General features: G+C 55.6%; 14 protein-coding genes and 1 pseudogene. 10 read left to right on the forward strand and 5 right to left on the reverse strand.

The window, feature by feature from the left end:
• Window positions 1-2 precede the first annotated feature (2 nt).
• The 5 genes from ACOOFE_RS22555 to ACOOFE_RS22575 are packed head-to-tail and all read right to left on the reverse strand — an operon-like array spanning window position 3 to window position 5,183.
• Window positions 3-563 (reverse strand): cytochrome c oxidase subunit 3 family protein, encoded by a 561-nt coding sequence (locus ACOOFE_RS22555; RefSeq protein ID WP_209010845.1) that lies wholly within the window; start codon window positions 561-563, stop codon window positions 3-5.
• 7 nt (window positions 564-570) lie between these two features.
• Entirely contained in the window at window positions 571-2,511 is a 1,941-nt protein-coding gene (locus tag ACOOFE_RS22560; protein WP_420412133.1) for a nitric oxide reductase activation protein NorD, read from the reverse strand.
• 10 nt (window positions 2,512-2,521) lie between these two features.
• The gene (locus ACOOFE_RS22565) at window positions 2,522-3,331 is read right to left on the reverse strand and encodes a CbbQ/NirQ/NorQ/GpvN family protein (protein WP_420412134.1); all 810 of its coding nucleotides are present in this window, start codon (window positions 3,329-3,331) and stop codon (window positions 2,522-2,524) included.
• Between the two features lie 5 nt (window positions 3,332-3,336).
• Window positions 3,337-4,707, reverse strand: coding sequence for a cbb3-type cytochrome c oxidase subunit I (locus ACOOFE_RS22570; RefSeq protein WP_420412135.1), 1,371 nt, complete (start codon window positions 4,705-4,707; stop codon window positions 3,337-3,339).
• A gap of 23 nt (window positions 4,708-4,730) precedes the next feature.
• Window positions 4,731-5,183 (reverse strand): c-type cytochrome, encoded by a 453-nt coding sequence (locus tag ACOOFE_RS22575; protein WP_420412136.1) that lies wholly within the window; start codon window positions 5,181-5,183, stop codon window positions 4,731-4,733.
• Between the two features lie 355 nt (window positions 5,184-5,538).
• Here ACOOFE_RS22575 and ACOOFE_RS22580 point away from each other — a divergent pair, with 355 nt between their 5' ends.
• From ACOOFE_RS22580 to ACOOFE_RS22625, 10 genes and pseudogenes are all read left to right on the forward strand, one after another.
• Window positions 5,539-7,215, forward strand: a complete 1,677-nt coding sequence (locus tag ACOOFE_RS22580) for a cytochrome D1 domain-containing protein (protein WP_420412137.1) — start codon at window positions 5,539-5,541, stop codon at window positions 7,213-7,215.
• A gap of 241 nt (window positions 7,216-7,456) precedes the next feature.
• Window positions 7,457-7,948: pseudogene (locus ACOOFE_RS22585) on the forward strand (NapC/NirT family cytochrome c); the annotation flags it as partial.
• Window positions 7,949-8,038: 90 nt separating this feature from the next.
• The gene (locus tag ACOOFE_RS22590; RefSeq protein WP_420415625.1) at window positions 8,039-9,190 is read left to right on the forward strand and encodes an ethylbenzene dehydrogenase-related protein; all 1,152 of its coding nucleotides are present in this window, start codon (window positions 8,039-8,041) and stop codon (window positions 9,188-9,190) included.
• A 65-nt stretch (window positions 9,191-9,255) separates the two neighbouring features.
• Window positions 9,256-9,672, forward strand: coding sequence for a cupredoxin domain-containing protein (locus ACOOFE_RS22595; protein WP_420412138.1), 417 nt, complete (start codon window positions 9,256-9,258; stop codon window positions 9,670-9,672).
• Between the two features lie 116 nt (window positions 9,673-9,788).
• Window positions 9,789-10,580 carry a uroporphyrinogen-III C-methyltransferase gene (gene cobA, locus ACOOFE_RS22600; protein WP_141188444.1) on the forward strand — a complete coding sequence of 264 codons (792 nt, stop codon included), beginning with the start codon at window positions 9,789-9,791 and terminating at the stop codon, window positions 10,578-10,580.
• Complete coding sequence (locus tag ACOOFE_RS22605) at window positions 10,573-10,878, forward strand: c-type cytochrome (RefSeq protein ID WP_420412139.1); 306 nt, start codon at window positions 10,573-10,575, stop codon at window positions 10,876-10,878. The genes cobA and ACOOFE_RS22605 overlap by 8 nt, the downstream gene beginning before the upstream one ends.
• The gene (locus ACOOFE_RS22610; RefSeq protein WP_420412140.1) at window positions 10,875-12,023 is read left to right on the forward strand and encodes a cytochrome D1 domain-containing protein; all 1,149 of its coding nucleotides are present in this window, start codon (window positions 10,875-10,877) and stop codon (window positions 12,021-12,023) included. Before ACOOFE_RS22605 ends, ACOOFE_RS22610 begins: the two co-directional genes overlap by 4 nt.
• 3 nt (window positions 12,024-12,026) lie before the next feature.
• Entirely contained in the window at window positions 12,027-13,016 is a 990-nt protein-coding gene (locus ACOOFE_RS22615) for an Lrp/AsnC family transcriptional regulator (protein ID WP_420412141.1), read from the forward strand.
• Window positions 13,013-13,468 carry an Lrp/AsnC family transcriptional regulator gene (locus tag ACOOFE_RS22620; protein WP_420412142.1) on the forward strand — a complete coding sequence of 152 codons (456 nt, stop codon included), beginning with the start codon at window positions 13,013-13,015 and terminating at the stop codon, window positions 13,466-13,468. The genes ACOOFE_RS22615 and ACOOFE_RS22620 overlap by 4 nt, the downstream gene beginning before the upstream one ends.
• Complete coding sequence (locus ACOOFE_RS22625) at window positions 13,465-13,953, forward strand: Lrp/AsnC family transcriptional regulator (protein ID WP_420412143.1); 489 nt, start codon at window positions 13,465-13,467, stop codon at window positions 13,951-13,953. The genes ACOOFE_RS22620 and ACOOFE_RS22625 overlap by 4 nt, the downstream gene beginning before the upstream one ends.
• Window position 13,954: the final 1 nt, after the last annotated feature.

Here is a 13,954-nt window from a genome sequence, read left to right on the forward strand (position 1 = left end):
TGTCACCTCAACAGGTAGATGACGGGGAACAGCAATACCCAAACGAGATCAACCATATGCCAGAAGGCAGCGCCGGTTTCGATATTCCGGGGTGTTGCGAAAAAAGAAACCAGCCCTAGGATGACGATGCCTGCGAGCACATGGGCCGCATGGAAACCGGTGAGCAGGTAATAGAAGGTGAAAAACGGATGCGTTTCCGTCGTTATACCTTGCCCGGCCTTCTCGACATATTCCCAGGTCTTGATCACAAGGAAAACGCAGCCCAGCGCCATGGCCGAAAAAAGGGCAAACCGGCTCTGTTTCTTTCGACCAGTTGAACACAGCCGGTAAGCCAGCGCTGCGAAATACCCGCTGGTGATCAATACGATTGTGTTGATACCTGCTGAAACGCGGTGCAAGTGATCCTGCGCTTCAGCAAAGCCGGCTGGATCGGTAATCCGAACACTTAGGAAAGCCGCCAGCCCAGCACCAAAAACCAGGAGTTCACTGATGATCAGCACCCACATGAGCAATTCGCCCGGGAGCTGATCCAAAAGCCCTGGTTTCTGAGCGCCGGTGGCCATCTGGGTCTCAGCCACCGACAAGCTGGCGGTAGATCTGCGGCAAGGCCTGGGTCAGCCGGTCTGGATGCGGGATCACCGCAAACCCACCTTGGCCGAACAGCCTCGGGAACCAGGACTGGCCGGATTTGTCGATCGTCACGCCGAACACAGATTGACCGGCCCTACGGGCTTCGCGCACCGCCATCCGAGTGTCTTCAATACCGTGACGTCCCTCATAATGATCCAGATCATTGGGTTTGCCGTCCGTGATGACCAGCAGAAGTTTCCGTTTTCTGCTTTGTTCCGCAAGCTCCGAAGACGAGTGCCGCATGGCAGCACCAAGCCGGGTATAAAATCCCGGTTTTAGTCCACTGATGCGTTGTTCAACCAGCTGTGACATCGGCTCATCGAAGCGTTTACAGGATTGCAGATAAACCCGGTGGCGCTTGAGGGATGAGAACGCATTGATCGAAAAATCATCACCGCAAGCGTTCAAACCCCACGCCAAGGCCGTTAACGCTTCGCGTTCGATGTCGATGACAGCCCGCTCACCAACGGCGCTTTCCGTTGACCGGGACACATCCAATAAAATGGACACGGCAAGATCGCGGGCTTCCGGCCGCGTTTGCATCCAGATCCGGTCGTTCCCGGTGCCGGTCGCCAGCCTCTCAACTTGGGAGCGGACGGCGGCTTCCATATCAAGATTGTCGCCTTCAAGGTGCCCGCGTGTTGTCACACGCCCTGGACGGAGCGCTTCAAACTGCTTTTTCACGGAGCGGATACGCCGCGCGGCACGTGGGTCCGTTTTGGCGATCAGATGATCCGGATCCGGTGTAGCAACACTTGAAAAGACACAGACATGATCCGGCAGGTATGCCCCACTGCGCACATCCCATTCCGGATAAAGCGTTTTGCCGGACAGTCTTTCCCGGTCAACATCTTCCGGTGCCAGGTCCAGATGAAGTTTCAACCGTGTTGCAGGCGCTTTGGACACCTGGCCAAGGCCGATTTCATCCTGATCGTCGGCAGCCTTTTTCGCATCGTCGTTTTCGTCGTCATCAACCCGGCGGTTCAGATTGAGAAACTCCGCCCAACTCAGGATCGCTTCGAACTTGTGGAGGATAAGACTGTCTTGGCGTTCGGCCTGATCGGCTTTCCGCCGCCGGGCGCGAATTGTCTTGTTACTTCCAGCCTCTTCCGTCTCTCCTTCGGTCTCGCGGTTTTCAACTTCATCGCCAGCCGAAAAGACCAACTCGCGGAGATCTGGCCACAAAGGCACGGGGCGGAACGGATGGTACCCGCGCGGGGCGTTAATAGCACTGAAATCTCCCTTGGCGACCAAGGCTTTCAAGTCGCGAACATCGGGAGATAAGTCGGCGGGATCGCCAAGCATGTGGCGGATCAAAGCCTCGATATCTTTCTCGCGGTCCGGCAGCTTCATTTCTGGCCGCTGGCGGAGCGTGCCATTGCAAAGTTCGCTGTAAAGGCCCTTCAATCCCGGAGCGGCTTCAATGGTGGCATACGTCATATCCAAAGCGAGTTTGAGAGCTCTCAAATCTGCCCGCAACGGATCTTCTTCGGCCGGCAGCGGGATCGCATGCGCGGTCATCCCCGTCAGCCAGAGATACAGCGCAGCATTGGCTTCGCGGAACGGAAACACCGCCAATTGCGCTGGCAGCCGTAACACTTCGCCATCAAAACTTGCTCTTGGAAGCAATTCTGCTTCGGTCCCGAGCCGCCTCAGAAAACTGAGGCGGTGACGGGATACTTCTTCGGAGACCGGGCGGATTTCAACACTGTGAAGCCCTCCCAGTCCCCGAAAGAAGACTGCAAGTCGCCCGCCGACCTCATTGAGGCCGACCGCGGCTCCATGATGCACCTCAGGCGCATCCAGGCGACTTGCAAATGAATGCCATAGTTTCCCGACCGTTTCTTCGGGTTCCCATGGTTCAAAATCGATCTTGCCCATCGGTCTGGCCTCACCCAAACACGGCCGTGACAAGATCTAGGAGCCCGCGTTTCACGTCCTCATCATCAGTGAGAGGCTCAATCATGGCCGCCAGAATGGCTCGTTCAACTGGCATGCCTTGGGCAATCAAAGTTGCGGCATAGACGACAAGGCGGGTGGAAACCCCCTCCTCCAGATCCTGCCCTTTGAGCGCCCTGAGTTTGTTGGCGAGACGGACCAGGGATTTTACCCGCGCTGCGTCCAGCCCGCTTTCCTCTGCAACAACCTCAGCTTCGAGATCAGCTGCCGGGAAATCGAATTCCATTGAGACAAAACGCTGGCGTGTTGAGGGTTTCAGTGTCTTGAGAATGTTCTGATAACCAGGGTTATAGGACGCAACCAGCATAAAGCCTGGCGCTGCCGCCAATTCTTCACTGGTCCGGTCGATCGGCAATGTGCGTCGGTCGTCGGTCAGCGGATGGAGCACGACGGTCACGTCCTTGCGCGCTTCCACCACCTCATCGAGGTAACAGATCGCCCCTTCGCGAACTGCACGGGTCAACGGCCCGTCAACCCAGACGGTTTCACCGCCCTTTAGAAGATATCTGCCGATCAGGTCGGCTGCCGACAAGTCATCATGACATGCGACGGTATAAAGCTTGCGGCCGAGTTTAGCGGCCATGTGTGCCACAAAGCGGGTCTTACCGCAGCCAGTCGGGCCTTTCAAAAGGACCGGCAAACCGTTGGCGTGAGCGGCTTCAAAAACCGTACACTCATCGCCTTGCGGCAGATAGAAGGGGGCAGATGCCGCCCCCTTTGCCAAGGATACACTTCCTTCCATTGGAATTACTCCGCAGGAGCTGCGGCGGTGTCGCCACGCTCGATGATTTCCTTCCGCGGAACTGCGACCGCGTAGATGAAGAGCAACGCTCCGATGACAACCGCGATACCGGAGCCGAAGCGCATCCAGTAGAACAGCGCCAACTGGTCTTGAACGTCCATGAAGTATTCGCCAGAAACGCGCTGCAGGTGCGTTTGGATTGTACCTGCAAATGTCAGGACGAAGGTCATGAAGGTCATACCACCGGTCATCAGCCAGAAGGACGCCATGTTCAGAACCTGGTTGTACGGATCACGACCGCGCAAGATAGGCATCGCGTAGGAGATGATCGCCAGGTTCAGCGAAACATAGGCACCGAAGAAGGCCAGGTGACCGTGGGCCGCTGTGATCTGCGTACCGTGAGTGTAGTAGTTCACGCCATGCAGAGTGTGCAGGAAGCCCCATACGCCAGCGCCGAAGAAGGCGAGTGTGGCACAGCCGAGCGACCACAGAAGCGCAGCCTTGTTCGGATGATCCCGGCGGCCTTTCCAGACCATGACGAAGGCAAAGGCCATCATTGCGAAGAACGGAATGACTTCCAGGGATGAGAAGATAGATCCTATCCACTGCCAGTAAGCCGGAGTCCCGATCCAGTAGTAGTGGTGACCCGTTCCAAGGATACCGGAGAACAGAGCTGCGGCAACGATGACGTAGAGCCATTTTTCAACGATCTCGCGGTCAACACCCGTCAGCTTCAGCATCAGGTAAGCAAGGATCGAGGCCATGATCAGTTCCCAAACACCTTCAACCCAAAGGTGGACAATGTACCACCAGTACTGCTTGTCGAGTGCCAGGTTGTCGGGATTGTAGAAAGCGAAGAGGAACAGCAGTGCCAGACCCCACAGACCGAGCAGCAGGATGTTGGAGATGGCTGTCTTCTTGCCTTTCAGCACGGTCATCGTGATGTTGTACAAGAACATCAATGCAGCAACCACGATACCGACCTTGACCCATTTGGGTTGCTCGATGAATTCGCGGCCTTCCTTACCGAGCAGGAAATTGCCTTCAAACAGGTTGAAGACGTAAGTCACAACCACGCCCAGTGTGCCGACCACCAGAATCAGCAGCTGCAGATACGCCAGCTTCGGTGAATGCAGCTCCCGCTCCGCTTCTTCCGGTACGAGGAAATAGGCGGCGCCAAAGAAGCCGAGCAGAAGCCAGACAATCAGGCTGTTGGTGTGCAACATCCGGATGATGTTGAAGGGCAGCAACTCTGATAGGAAGTTGGGCTGGACATAGACAAAGCCCGCCAGCAAACCGCCGATCACCTGGATGGCAAAGAGGCCCATAGCGACGGCGAAATACGCCAGGGCAACTTTCTGAGATTCGTATTTCATCTTAAGTTCCTTTTGCGTTCCAATCAGCCGGCGTCGTTCGGCGGCCAGTCCTGGGCGTCGATCTTGTCGGTCCAGATCAGGAAGTTCGCCAAGTCGCGGATTTCCTTATCGGTGAGATTGAAATTCGGCATCTGCCGGCGGCCTTCGATGCCGGTCGGCATGGCTTCCATCCAGGCTTTGAGCGTTTCGAAAGCCCCTTCAGGGTCATCCAGCACGCCCCAGCGTGTCATTACGTTGCCGACTTCCGGAGCGTAGTAGGCGCCCTCGCCGAGAATCGAATGACAGTTGATGCAAGCGTGCTTTTCCCAAACATGCTTACCTGAGGCGACACTTTCGGTGATACCCGCGTGGTCGGTCGACGTCCCGGTGATGTAGAAGTGGCTGTGCACCGACAGCCCTAGGAAGATGAGGATGAAGAACAGTGACCCGCCATAGAATATATTTCGGGCCATGCTTTTAGTCATGACTTCGCGCATTACGCGCTCCTTTCCCCGTGTTGATAGTGGCGAAAGAGTGGCAGCGCGGCGCCTTTTTTCCTTAACCAAAGTCAAGTTTGGTTTCGGCTAGATTGCGAATCGTGAATTTCGCGAATTGTTTCCGCCATTTTTTTCCAATGGCTTAGACGTAATACTCCTTACCTTTCACAGATGAGCCGCCACCAACCGCAGAAACGCGCCAATCCGGGGCCGGTCTATTATCTGCAGTTCCCAAGTGCCGTACACATTTTTGCCATCTTTAGCCCCTGACCACCGGCACTCTTAGCAAAAGTCAAGGAACGACTCTCCAGTCCGACGCAACTTGCACCTGCCTCACCTGGATTTGGAGATGAATATGTCACATCCAAGAAATTATAAGCGGGCCGGCCGCGCGTTAGCCGCCAGCTTTGCTCTGATGCTGGGCGGCGTGGCAACGCCCGCTTTAGCTGAAGGCCCCACTTTGAGCGAGGAGGCCTTCGAAAGTTCCAAGCAGCTCTATTTTGAAAGATGCGCCGGTTGTCACGGTGTTCTTCGCAAAGGCGCCACAGGCAAAAGCCTCGAGCCGATCGTGAAGAAAAAGAATGCTGATGGCACTGTCACAGAAACCGGTACCTTGAAGCTTGGCCAGGAACGTCTTGAGAAAATCATCTCCTGGGGTACCGAAGGCGGCATGAACAACTTCTCGGACATCATGACCGAGCAAGAAATCAAGGACATGGCGACCTACATCATGATGGAGCCGCCGAAGCCGCCTGAAATGTCCCTTGCGCAGATGAAAGAAACCCGCAAGGTCTATGTCGAACCCAAGGACTACCCGACCGAGCCGCTTCATGGCCGGAACTGGGAAAACTTCTTCGTCGTTATCGAGCGTGACGTAGGTAAGGTTGCTGTCATCGACGGCGACACCAAGGAAGTCCTAGCCCACATCCCGACCGGCTACGCCGTGCACGTGCTGAAAGCGTCTGAGCATCACAAGCTGGACGAACCGGAAAATCCGGGCCGCTTCTGGTACACCATGGGCCGTGATGGCAAGATGACCAAGATCGATCTTTGGCAGACGCCAGACAAGATGTTGGTATCCGAGGTCTCTATCGGTTATGACGCTCGTGACGTTGCCGTGTCTGGCGATGGCAAATACGTCATCGGCGGTGCCTATTGGCCTCCACACTTTGCCATCGTTGATGCGCACACAATGGAGCCGGTCAAGGTTGTCTCTACCCGCGGCGTTAACGTCGACGGTGACTATGTAGAAGAAAGCCGCGTGGCAGCTATCTACACCACTCCGAACGAGCCTACATGGATCGTAGCGGTTAAAGAACTCGGTCAGCTGTGGCAAGTTGATTACACCGACCTGGATAACCTCCGGATCGACAAGATCAATTCTGCTAAGTTCCTGCACGACGGTTTCTTTGATCCAACAGGCCGGTACTTCCAGATTGCGGCGAACGCGTCGAACAAAATGGTCGTTGTGGATACCAAAACCCACAAACTTGAAGCCATGATCGACACAGCTCCGCTTCCGCACCCGGGACCGGGCGCCAACTGGAACGACCCGAACTGCGGACCGGTTGCCGGTACCACCCACCTTGGTGAAGGTACTGTGACGGTTTGGGGTAACGACCCTGAAGGTAATCCGGACAAAGCTTGGAAGACTTGCTACGAAGTCGAAACAGACGGTGCAGGCCTCTTCATCCGGACACACCCGAACTCCAAGTACATCTGGGCTGACCAGACGAAACATCCGGAGCCGGAAGTTCAGCAATCTGTTCAAGTCATCTCGAAAGAGACCGGCGAGATTGTGAAGACTATCCAGATCACTGATGAAGAAGGGAACGTCGCAGTTCACTTCGAATTCAACCAGGATGGTTCGGAAGTTTGGGTCTCCAAATGGAACCGCGCCACTTCGAAAGAGCCAAACGGCGAAATGGTCATCTTTGACGCCGAAACTCTGGAAGAAAAAGCACGGGTCAAGGGCCTCTATGCTCCAACCGGCAAGTTCAACGTCTACAACCGTTCGAACCACGTCACATAAAACGACTTAGCTCACAGAGGAGGGCGGGCAATCGCCCGCCCTCCTTTTTTGCAAGCGATGCCGGGGCTTTATTGGCACTGCCAGCCGGAAATTACCGATCTTTCCCAGCGTCCTGCATTCCGATTTTCGACGGCCACAGGAAATAGGCCCGAAAAGACACTCAAAACGGAGCCTGGACATGAGCGAGAGCAGTCAAGGTCAACAAAAAAAGCCGATCTGGCGGCGCTACCTTCTTTGGGGAATGCCCATCGGGGGCGTTGCAGCTGCTTTTGTGGCCGGCATTATCTTCTGGGGCGGTTTCAACACCGCAATGGAAGCCACCAACACCAAACAATTCTGCGTCTCCTGTCACGAGATGCGCGACTTCGTCTATGAAGAATACAAAGGCACCATCCATGACGTGAACCGCTCCGGTGTCGGCGCGGTCTGTTCGGATTGCCACGTTCCAAAAGACTGGACCCACAAAGTAATCCGGAAGATCAAGGCGTCTAGGGAACTCTGGGGCAAGATGGTTGGCACTATCAACACCCGCGAGAAATTCGAAAACAAGCGGCTATATCTGGCAAAGAACGAGTGGGAACGCATGAAAGCGACCGATTCCGTTGAATGCCGGAACTGTCACGACTTCGAATCGATGATGCCAGAATTCCAAAAGCCGCGCGCCCGCCAGCAGCATATGAACGCCATGACCAATGGCCAGACATGTATCGACTGCCACAAGGGGATTGCGCACTCTGACGCCCGAAGCCGTGCCGACGAGGCTTATCTGGAAAAACTGGAAGCGCCGAACCCGAAGTTCGTTCGGGAAATCCCGCAAGAGTATCTGGATAGTCTGGCCCGGATCGAAGCCAAGGAAGCTGAAGAAGCAGCAGCCGCTAAAGCTGCTCAAAAAGCCCAGCGCGAAGCTGTTCAGGCTCAAATTGCAGCTGCCGTCGAAACAGCCGTTGCCGAGGCCACGGCTGCGCAGGATGGTGCTTCTGGAGCATCTGATGCAGGTGGTTCAGGCGGCGGAAACGTCGCTTCGAATGTCGACTGGAACGCGGTTCCTGTCAGTGACATGACCCTGTTCTACCCAGGTCAAGCGTCCTTTGAATGGGTGCAAAACGGCAAGACCCATGGCGGCGCACGTCCGTTCACAAAGGGCGGTGATGCTTGCACCACATGTCACGCCAAAGAGCTGGAAACCATCGGCAACAAACTTGTCGCTGGCGGCGAATTGGAACCAACCCCAATCCCTGGCAAACGCGGCACGATCGATGCGACCGTTCAAGCGGCACATGATGATGAAAATCTCTATGTCCGCCTGCAATGGGCCGATGCTGGACACAATCCGGCACCGTTCGTAGATGGCGGCAAGATGGATCCGGACAACCAGATCAAGGTTGCCATGATGATCACCGGTGACGGGATCGAATATGGGGATCAAGCCGGCTGCTGGGCATCGTGTCATGCAGACAACACCTACATGCCGTTTGATCCGGGTGCCGACGCCATTTCCGGCAATGCCGATGTGGCAGCGCAGCTGGAAGCCAAGGATACGATCACAAAGTATCTGACCGAGAGCCGGACCAAGGTGGAAATCAAAGGCCGCCGCGGCAAGGCGCAAGGTGGTTGGGATAAGCTGAAGCCTGCAGATGAGGTTGCAGCCCTGTTCGACGATGGCACTTACCTCGATCTGCTCCGTGTCTATGCGGACGGTTCGGCAACCAACGGCTACCTACTCGACCGCCGGGTAAAAAACGACGGTGAAATTGCAGCCGAAGCCAATCTGGCTGGAGGCATGTGGACCGTTGTCTTCTCGCGGCCGTTGGCCTCGGGTGCACCGGGTGATGTGCCGCTCGAAGCTGGCAAAACCTATACAGTCGGCTTTGCTATCCACGACGATTTCTCGTCCGCCCGTTTCCACCATGTGACGCTGAACACCAGCCTCGCATTGGATGATGACAGCGCACAGATTAACGTCGCAAAACAATAATATGCAAAAGAGGGGCGGCCAGATAATCTGGCCGCCCTTTTTCTATTCTGCGTGGGAGAATTTTCATGTTTCCAGGAATTCGCCAGCTTCCCCTCGCCCTCTTGGCAGTCTTGAGTGTCCCGGCAATTTCCTTGGCTGATGAAGCCGCTGAACTTTGCGCCGAAGCCGAGGAGCGTTACGTCGACATTGTTGGTCAACCGTCATCCCAGGCCGAAGGCGTGACTGTCGTCACGATGTACAAATACCGGTTCTGTCCTGAACAGCTTACGGTTCCTGTCGGCACCACAGTTCGCTGGGTGAATGTGGATAAAAGAACCAGTCACAGCGTTCATTTAAAAGAAGCGGGCGAACCAGAATCAGACCGGCTTTTCCCCGAAGAAGCATTTGAGTTCACGTTCCTTTCCGCAGGAAGCCAGCAATATCTTTGTGGCCCACATTGGGAGACCCAGGAAATGATCGGCATGGTTACAGTAACCGATTGAATTAACGAAACATTGCGGCTTGGCAAAAAATGACTTGAGCTTGACGATAGTCAATCCGGTTCCTCGTTAAACGGGCGATCATAGTCCCGAAGATTTCAGGAAAAACGAGGTCCCGAATGACTGGTAAAGTCTATCTCATTGGAGCTGGTCCCGGCGACCCTGAACTGCTGACAGTAAAAGCCACCCGCATGATCGGCACAGCCGATGTGGTGGTTTATGACCGGCTCGTCTCACCGGAGATTCTGGCACTCGCACCGAGCAATGCCGAGATGGTGTCTGTCGGCAAATCCCCGGATAATCATCCTGTGCCGCAAGAACGGATCAACGAAATCCTCGTTGAACTGGCAACGGCCGGCAAAACAGTTGCCCGCTTGAAAGGTGGCGATCCGCTGATTTTCGGGCGAGGATCCGAAGAAGCTGCTGTCTTGGTTGAACACGGAGTTCCGGTGGAATACGCACCAGGGATCACCGCTGCTCAGGGTGCAGCTGCCTCCAGCGGCGTTCCTCTGACACACCGAGGATTGGCGACCGGTGTCCGCTATGTCACCGGCCACCGGCAAGCCAACGGGTCGCTTGATCTCGACTGGAAAAGCCTGGCAAGTGAAGAGACTACGTTGGTGGTCTATATGGGGGTCGCCAATATCGGACAGATCGCCCTGCGCTTGATGGCTGAAGGTTTGAGCGATCAGACGCCTGTTATGGCCATTGCACAAGCCACCACTCCGCGTGAAACCCGACATTTTTCCCGGCTTGGCGATATTGCCATCGACGCTCGCGAAGCTGGTCTCAAAGCGCCGGTTTTGTTCGTCATCGGCAAGGTTGTCACGCTAAGCGCCGAATGGCCGTCGGCCGCTGAAACCCTTGAAATGGTGGAGGCAATACCGGCAAGGCAGCGGGCCAATGCTTAGGATATTGGCTGCTGGCCTGTTTATGATTTCGACCGTCCAAGCTGAAGAGTTCGCCTCCTCTGACGAACTTAAAAACCTCGTCCATCAGGATTGCGGGTCATGCCATGGGCTCACTCTAAAGGGCGGTCTCGGGCCAGATATCCGGCCAGATACGCTTTCTCACTACGACGCTGAAACGCTCACGACAGTGGTTCTTGACGGAATCCCTGGAACCGCCATGCCGCCCTGGCGGCCGTTGATCAGCGAGGGTGATGCCAAGCGCATCGCCGAATATTTGTTGCAAGGAGAGTTGAAATGAAATGGATTTCAGGCGCGCTTCTGGCCCTGATGCTTGGAACCTCAGCTCACTCCGACACGATTGTTGCAACAGGCGATTTGGGGCTGGTGGTCGAGCGGGCAACCGGCTCTCTTCTTCTTGTTGATCAATCGGAAAGATCATCGATTGGGCAAATCACCGGGCTTGGTGATCTCTCGCATGCAAGCCTTGTCTACTCTCCGGACCAACGGTTTGCCTATGTCTTTGGCCGTGATGGCGGACTGACCAAGATAGACATCACCGAAAAGAAAATCGTCAACCGGGTCGTGCAATCCGGCAATGCGATCGGTGGTGCGATTTCCGATGATGGCAAATTGGTTGCCGTTTCGAATTACGAGCCGGGTGGTGTCCGGATTTTCGATGCCGACACGCTCGAAATGGTCGCTGACCTGCCGACCGATTCCAAAACCATCGGTCTCGTTGATGCACCTGGACGCCGGTTTGTGTTCACCTTGTGGGATGAAGGTGAAACCTGGATTGCCGATATGTCTTCAGGTGAGCCGCAAATCACCAAGATTACCGATATCGGCGTTAACCCCTATGACGCGCTCATCACCGGAGACGGACGCCTGTATATTACCGGGCTTTTTGGCGAGGACGGTCTGACAGCGATTGATCTGTGGGACCCGAAACCAGAACCAATTCGCGTGCTGCCGAACTATGGCCGCGGCCAGAAAGATCTCCCGGTTTACAAGATGCCGCATCTGGAAGGTTGGGCTCGGGCCGGACGGGAATTCGTCTTGCCGGCGGTGGGCCACCATCAAATTCTTTGGGTCGACGGTGAAAGCTTGGAAGAGACCGGGCGTACAGACACTTATGGCCAGCCGGTGTTTGCCATGTCACGGCCCGACGGCCGGCAGGTCTGGGTGAATTTTGCTCATCCACTGAACGACACCATTCAAGTGGTTGATACCGTGAGCAAGGAAGTTGTTCATGAATTCAAACCGGGCAAAGCGGTGCTTCATATGGAATTCACACCGCGCGGACATGAAGTTTGGGTATCGGTTCGTGATGCTGGAAAGGTCATGATCTATGATACGCAAACCTTCGAAAAGCTTGGTGAAATCGACGCTGAAAGCCCATCCGGGATTTTCTTTACTTCCCGCGCTCACAAGACGGGACTGTAAACCATGGACCGGATTGGAGATCCCCTTGACCGCCGGCTCCTGAATGACTGGCAGCGCGACTTTCCTGTAACCCAACAACCGTTCCTGCAGATCGCGGAGGAGCTGGATTGCAGCGAGGAGACCGTCCTTGGGCGGCTGGAAAACCTGCATACAACTGGCCGGATAACCCGGGTTGGGGCGACCTGTGCGCCGAACACAGTATCCGCAAGCACGCTCGCTGCACTTGCCGCGCCGCCGGAGGCAATCGAAGAGGTTGCCGAGATCGTCGGCAGTCAGCCGGGCGTAAACCACTCATATCTTCGCGAAAACGACTGGAACCTCTGGTTCGTAGCAACTGGACCGGATCGGGATTTTGTCGACGCCAGCTTGCAAAATATTCAGTCACAAACGGGACTGGACGTGCTGGATCTGCGCCTAGTACGGCCGTTCAATGTCGACCTCGGGTTCAAACTCAACGGCGGAATGGACCGGCCACCAGTGCCCCGGCCGGTCTTGATAGAGCGCCTGCAGGGGGACGACGATCACCTTCTGCAGGCGCTTACCAAAGGTATGCCGATTGTCTCCCGTCCCTACAAACACATCGCTGATGAGTTAGGCGTTCCCGAGTCCCATGTTCTTGATCGGGTGTCAGATCTGGTAGACGGTGGAATCATCTCGCGCCTTGGGGTCATTGTCCGCCACAGAGCACTTGGCTGGAGTTCCAATGCCATGGTTGTCTGGGACATCTCCTCCGAGCGGATCGATGCCGCCGGACCGGCCCTGTGCAATCTGCCAGGTGTGACACTGTGTTATGAGCGCAGACCTGTTCCAGGTGTCTGGCCTTACCGGCTCTACTGCATGATCCATGCGCAAAGCCGCAACGACGCGCTTGAAGTTCTCGAAGCTGCGAAACATCTGCCGGAGCTGGCCGGTATCGACTGCAAAGTTCTCTTCTCGAGCCGCTGCTTCAAACAAACCGGTGCCCTCATCAGCCGGCGGGGAGCTGCAGCATGACCTATGAACTGACCCAGCAAGACCGCGACCTTATCAACTTGATGCAGGAAGACCTGCCGCTGACATCCCATCCATTCGAAGAGGCTGCACGCCAGCTTGGTATCGGGGAAAAGGATGTCGTCGATCGTCTGCTTCATCTCCGCGATGCGGGCGTCCTAACTCGTTTTGGTCCTTTTTTTGATGCCGAAGCTTTGGGAGGCGCCTTTTGCTTGTGTGCAATTGCGGTTCCCGAAGAGCGCTTCGAAGAGGTCTTAACGAAAGTCAATGCTTTCGAAGAGGTCGCGCATAACTATCAGCGGGACCACAAACTGAACATGTGGTTTGTGCTGGCGACTGAAAATCAGGTCGGCATCGAACAAACCGCAAAAGCCATTGAGCGCGACACCGGTCTCAAGGTTCTTCTGTTTCCCAAGGAACAGGAATTCTTCATCGGGTTTCGAGTGAAAGCATGAAATTGGATCCGAAAGACAGAGCGATTGTTGAAGCAACCCAGGCCGGTTTGCCGCTGGTCCCAAACCCCTTCAAGGTGGTTGCCGATACGTTGGGCATGGCGGAAGACGACCTAATTGAACGCTTCCGGCAGCTCAAGGAGCAAGGCATCGTCCGCCGGATCGGAGCTGCTCCGAACCATTACCGTCTGGGCATGACAGCCAATGGCATGACTGTTTGGGACGTTGAAGATGCAGTTGTGGATACACTCGGCGAGAAAGTCGGCGCTCTGCCCTTCGTCACCCATTGTTACCGACGCCCGCGCGCCTTGCCGGACTGGCCTTATAATCTTTTTGCCATGGTGCATGGAGAAAGCCGCGACGAGGTCATGGCCAAACGCGAGCAAGTCGCGGACTTGCTTGGAGACGCCGTGAAGGCACGGGACGTACTCTTTTCCACCCGGATCTTGAAAAAGACCGGTATGCGGCTGCGCAGGAAGGAAAGCTAAA

The sequence above is a fragment of the Roseibium sp. genome (assembly GCF_965216085.1).
Taxonomy (GTDB): Bacteria; Pseudomonadota; Alphaproteobacteria; order Rhizobiales; family Stappiaceae; genus Roseibium.

Excerpts from the sequence above, each read along its gene's own strand:
- ACOOFE_RS22555 (WP_209010845.1), bottom strand. The coding sequence starts at position 563 with ATGGCCACCGGCGCTCAGAAACCAGGGCTTTTGGATCAGCTCCCGGGC.
- ACOOFE_RS22560 (WP_420412133.1), bottom strand. The coding sequence starts at position 2,511 with ATGGGCAAGATCGATTTTGAACCATGGGAACCCGAAGAAACGGTCGGG.
- ACOOFE_RS22565 (WP_420412134.1), bottom strand. The coding sequence starts at position 3,331 with ATGGAAGGAAGTGTATCCTTGGCAAAGGGGGCGGCATCTGCCCCCTTC.
- ACOOFE_RS22570 (WP_420412135.1), bottom strand. The coding sequence starts at position 4,707 with ATGAAATACGAATCTCAGAAAGTTGCCCTGGCGTATTTCGCCGTCGCT.
- ACOOFE_RS22575 (WP_420412136.1), bottom strand. The coding sequence starts at position 5,183 with ATGCGCGAAGTCATGACTAAAAGCATGGCCCGAAATATATTCTATGGC.
- ACOOFE_RS22580 (WP_420412137.1), top strand. The coding sequence starts at position 5,539 with ATGTCACATCCAAGAAATTATAAGCGGGCCGGCCGCGCGTTAGCCGCC.
- ACOOFE_RS22595 (WP_420412138.1), top strand. The coding sequence starts at position 9,256 with ATGTTTCCAGGAATTCGCCAGCTTCCCCTCGCCCTCTTGGCAGTCTTG.
- cobA (WP_141188444.1), top strand. The coding sequence starts at position 9,789 with ATGACTGGTAAAGTCTATCTCATTGGAGCTGGTCCCGGCGACCCTGAA.
- ACOOFE_RS22605 (WP_420412139.1), top strand. The coding sequence starts at position 10,573 with ATGCTTAGGATATTGGCTGCTGGCCTGTTTATGATTTCGACCGTCCAA.
- ACOOFE_RS22610 (WP_420412140.1), top strand. The coding sequence starts at position 10,875 with ATGAAATGGATTTCAGGCGCGCTTCTGGCCCTGATGCTTGGAACCTCA.
- ACOOFE_RS22615 (WP_420412141.1), top strand. The coding sequence starts at position 12,027 with ATGGACCGGATTGGAGATCCCCTTGACCGCCGGCTCCTGAATGACTGG.
- ACOOFE_RS22620 (WP_420412142.1), top strand. The coding sequence starts at position 13,013 with ATGACCTATGAACTGACCCAGCAAGACCGCGACCTTATCAACTTGATG.
- ACOOFE_RS22625 (WP_420412143.1), top strand. The coding sequence starts at position 13,465 with ATGAAATTGGATCCGAAAGACAGAGCGATTGTTGAAGCAACCCAGGCC.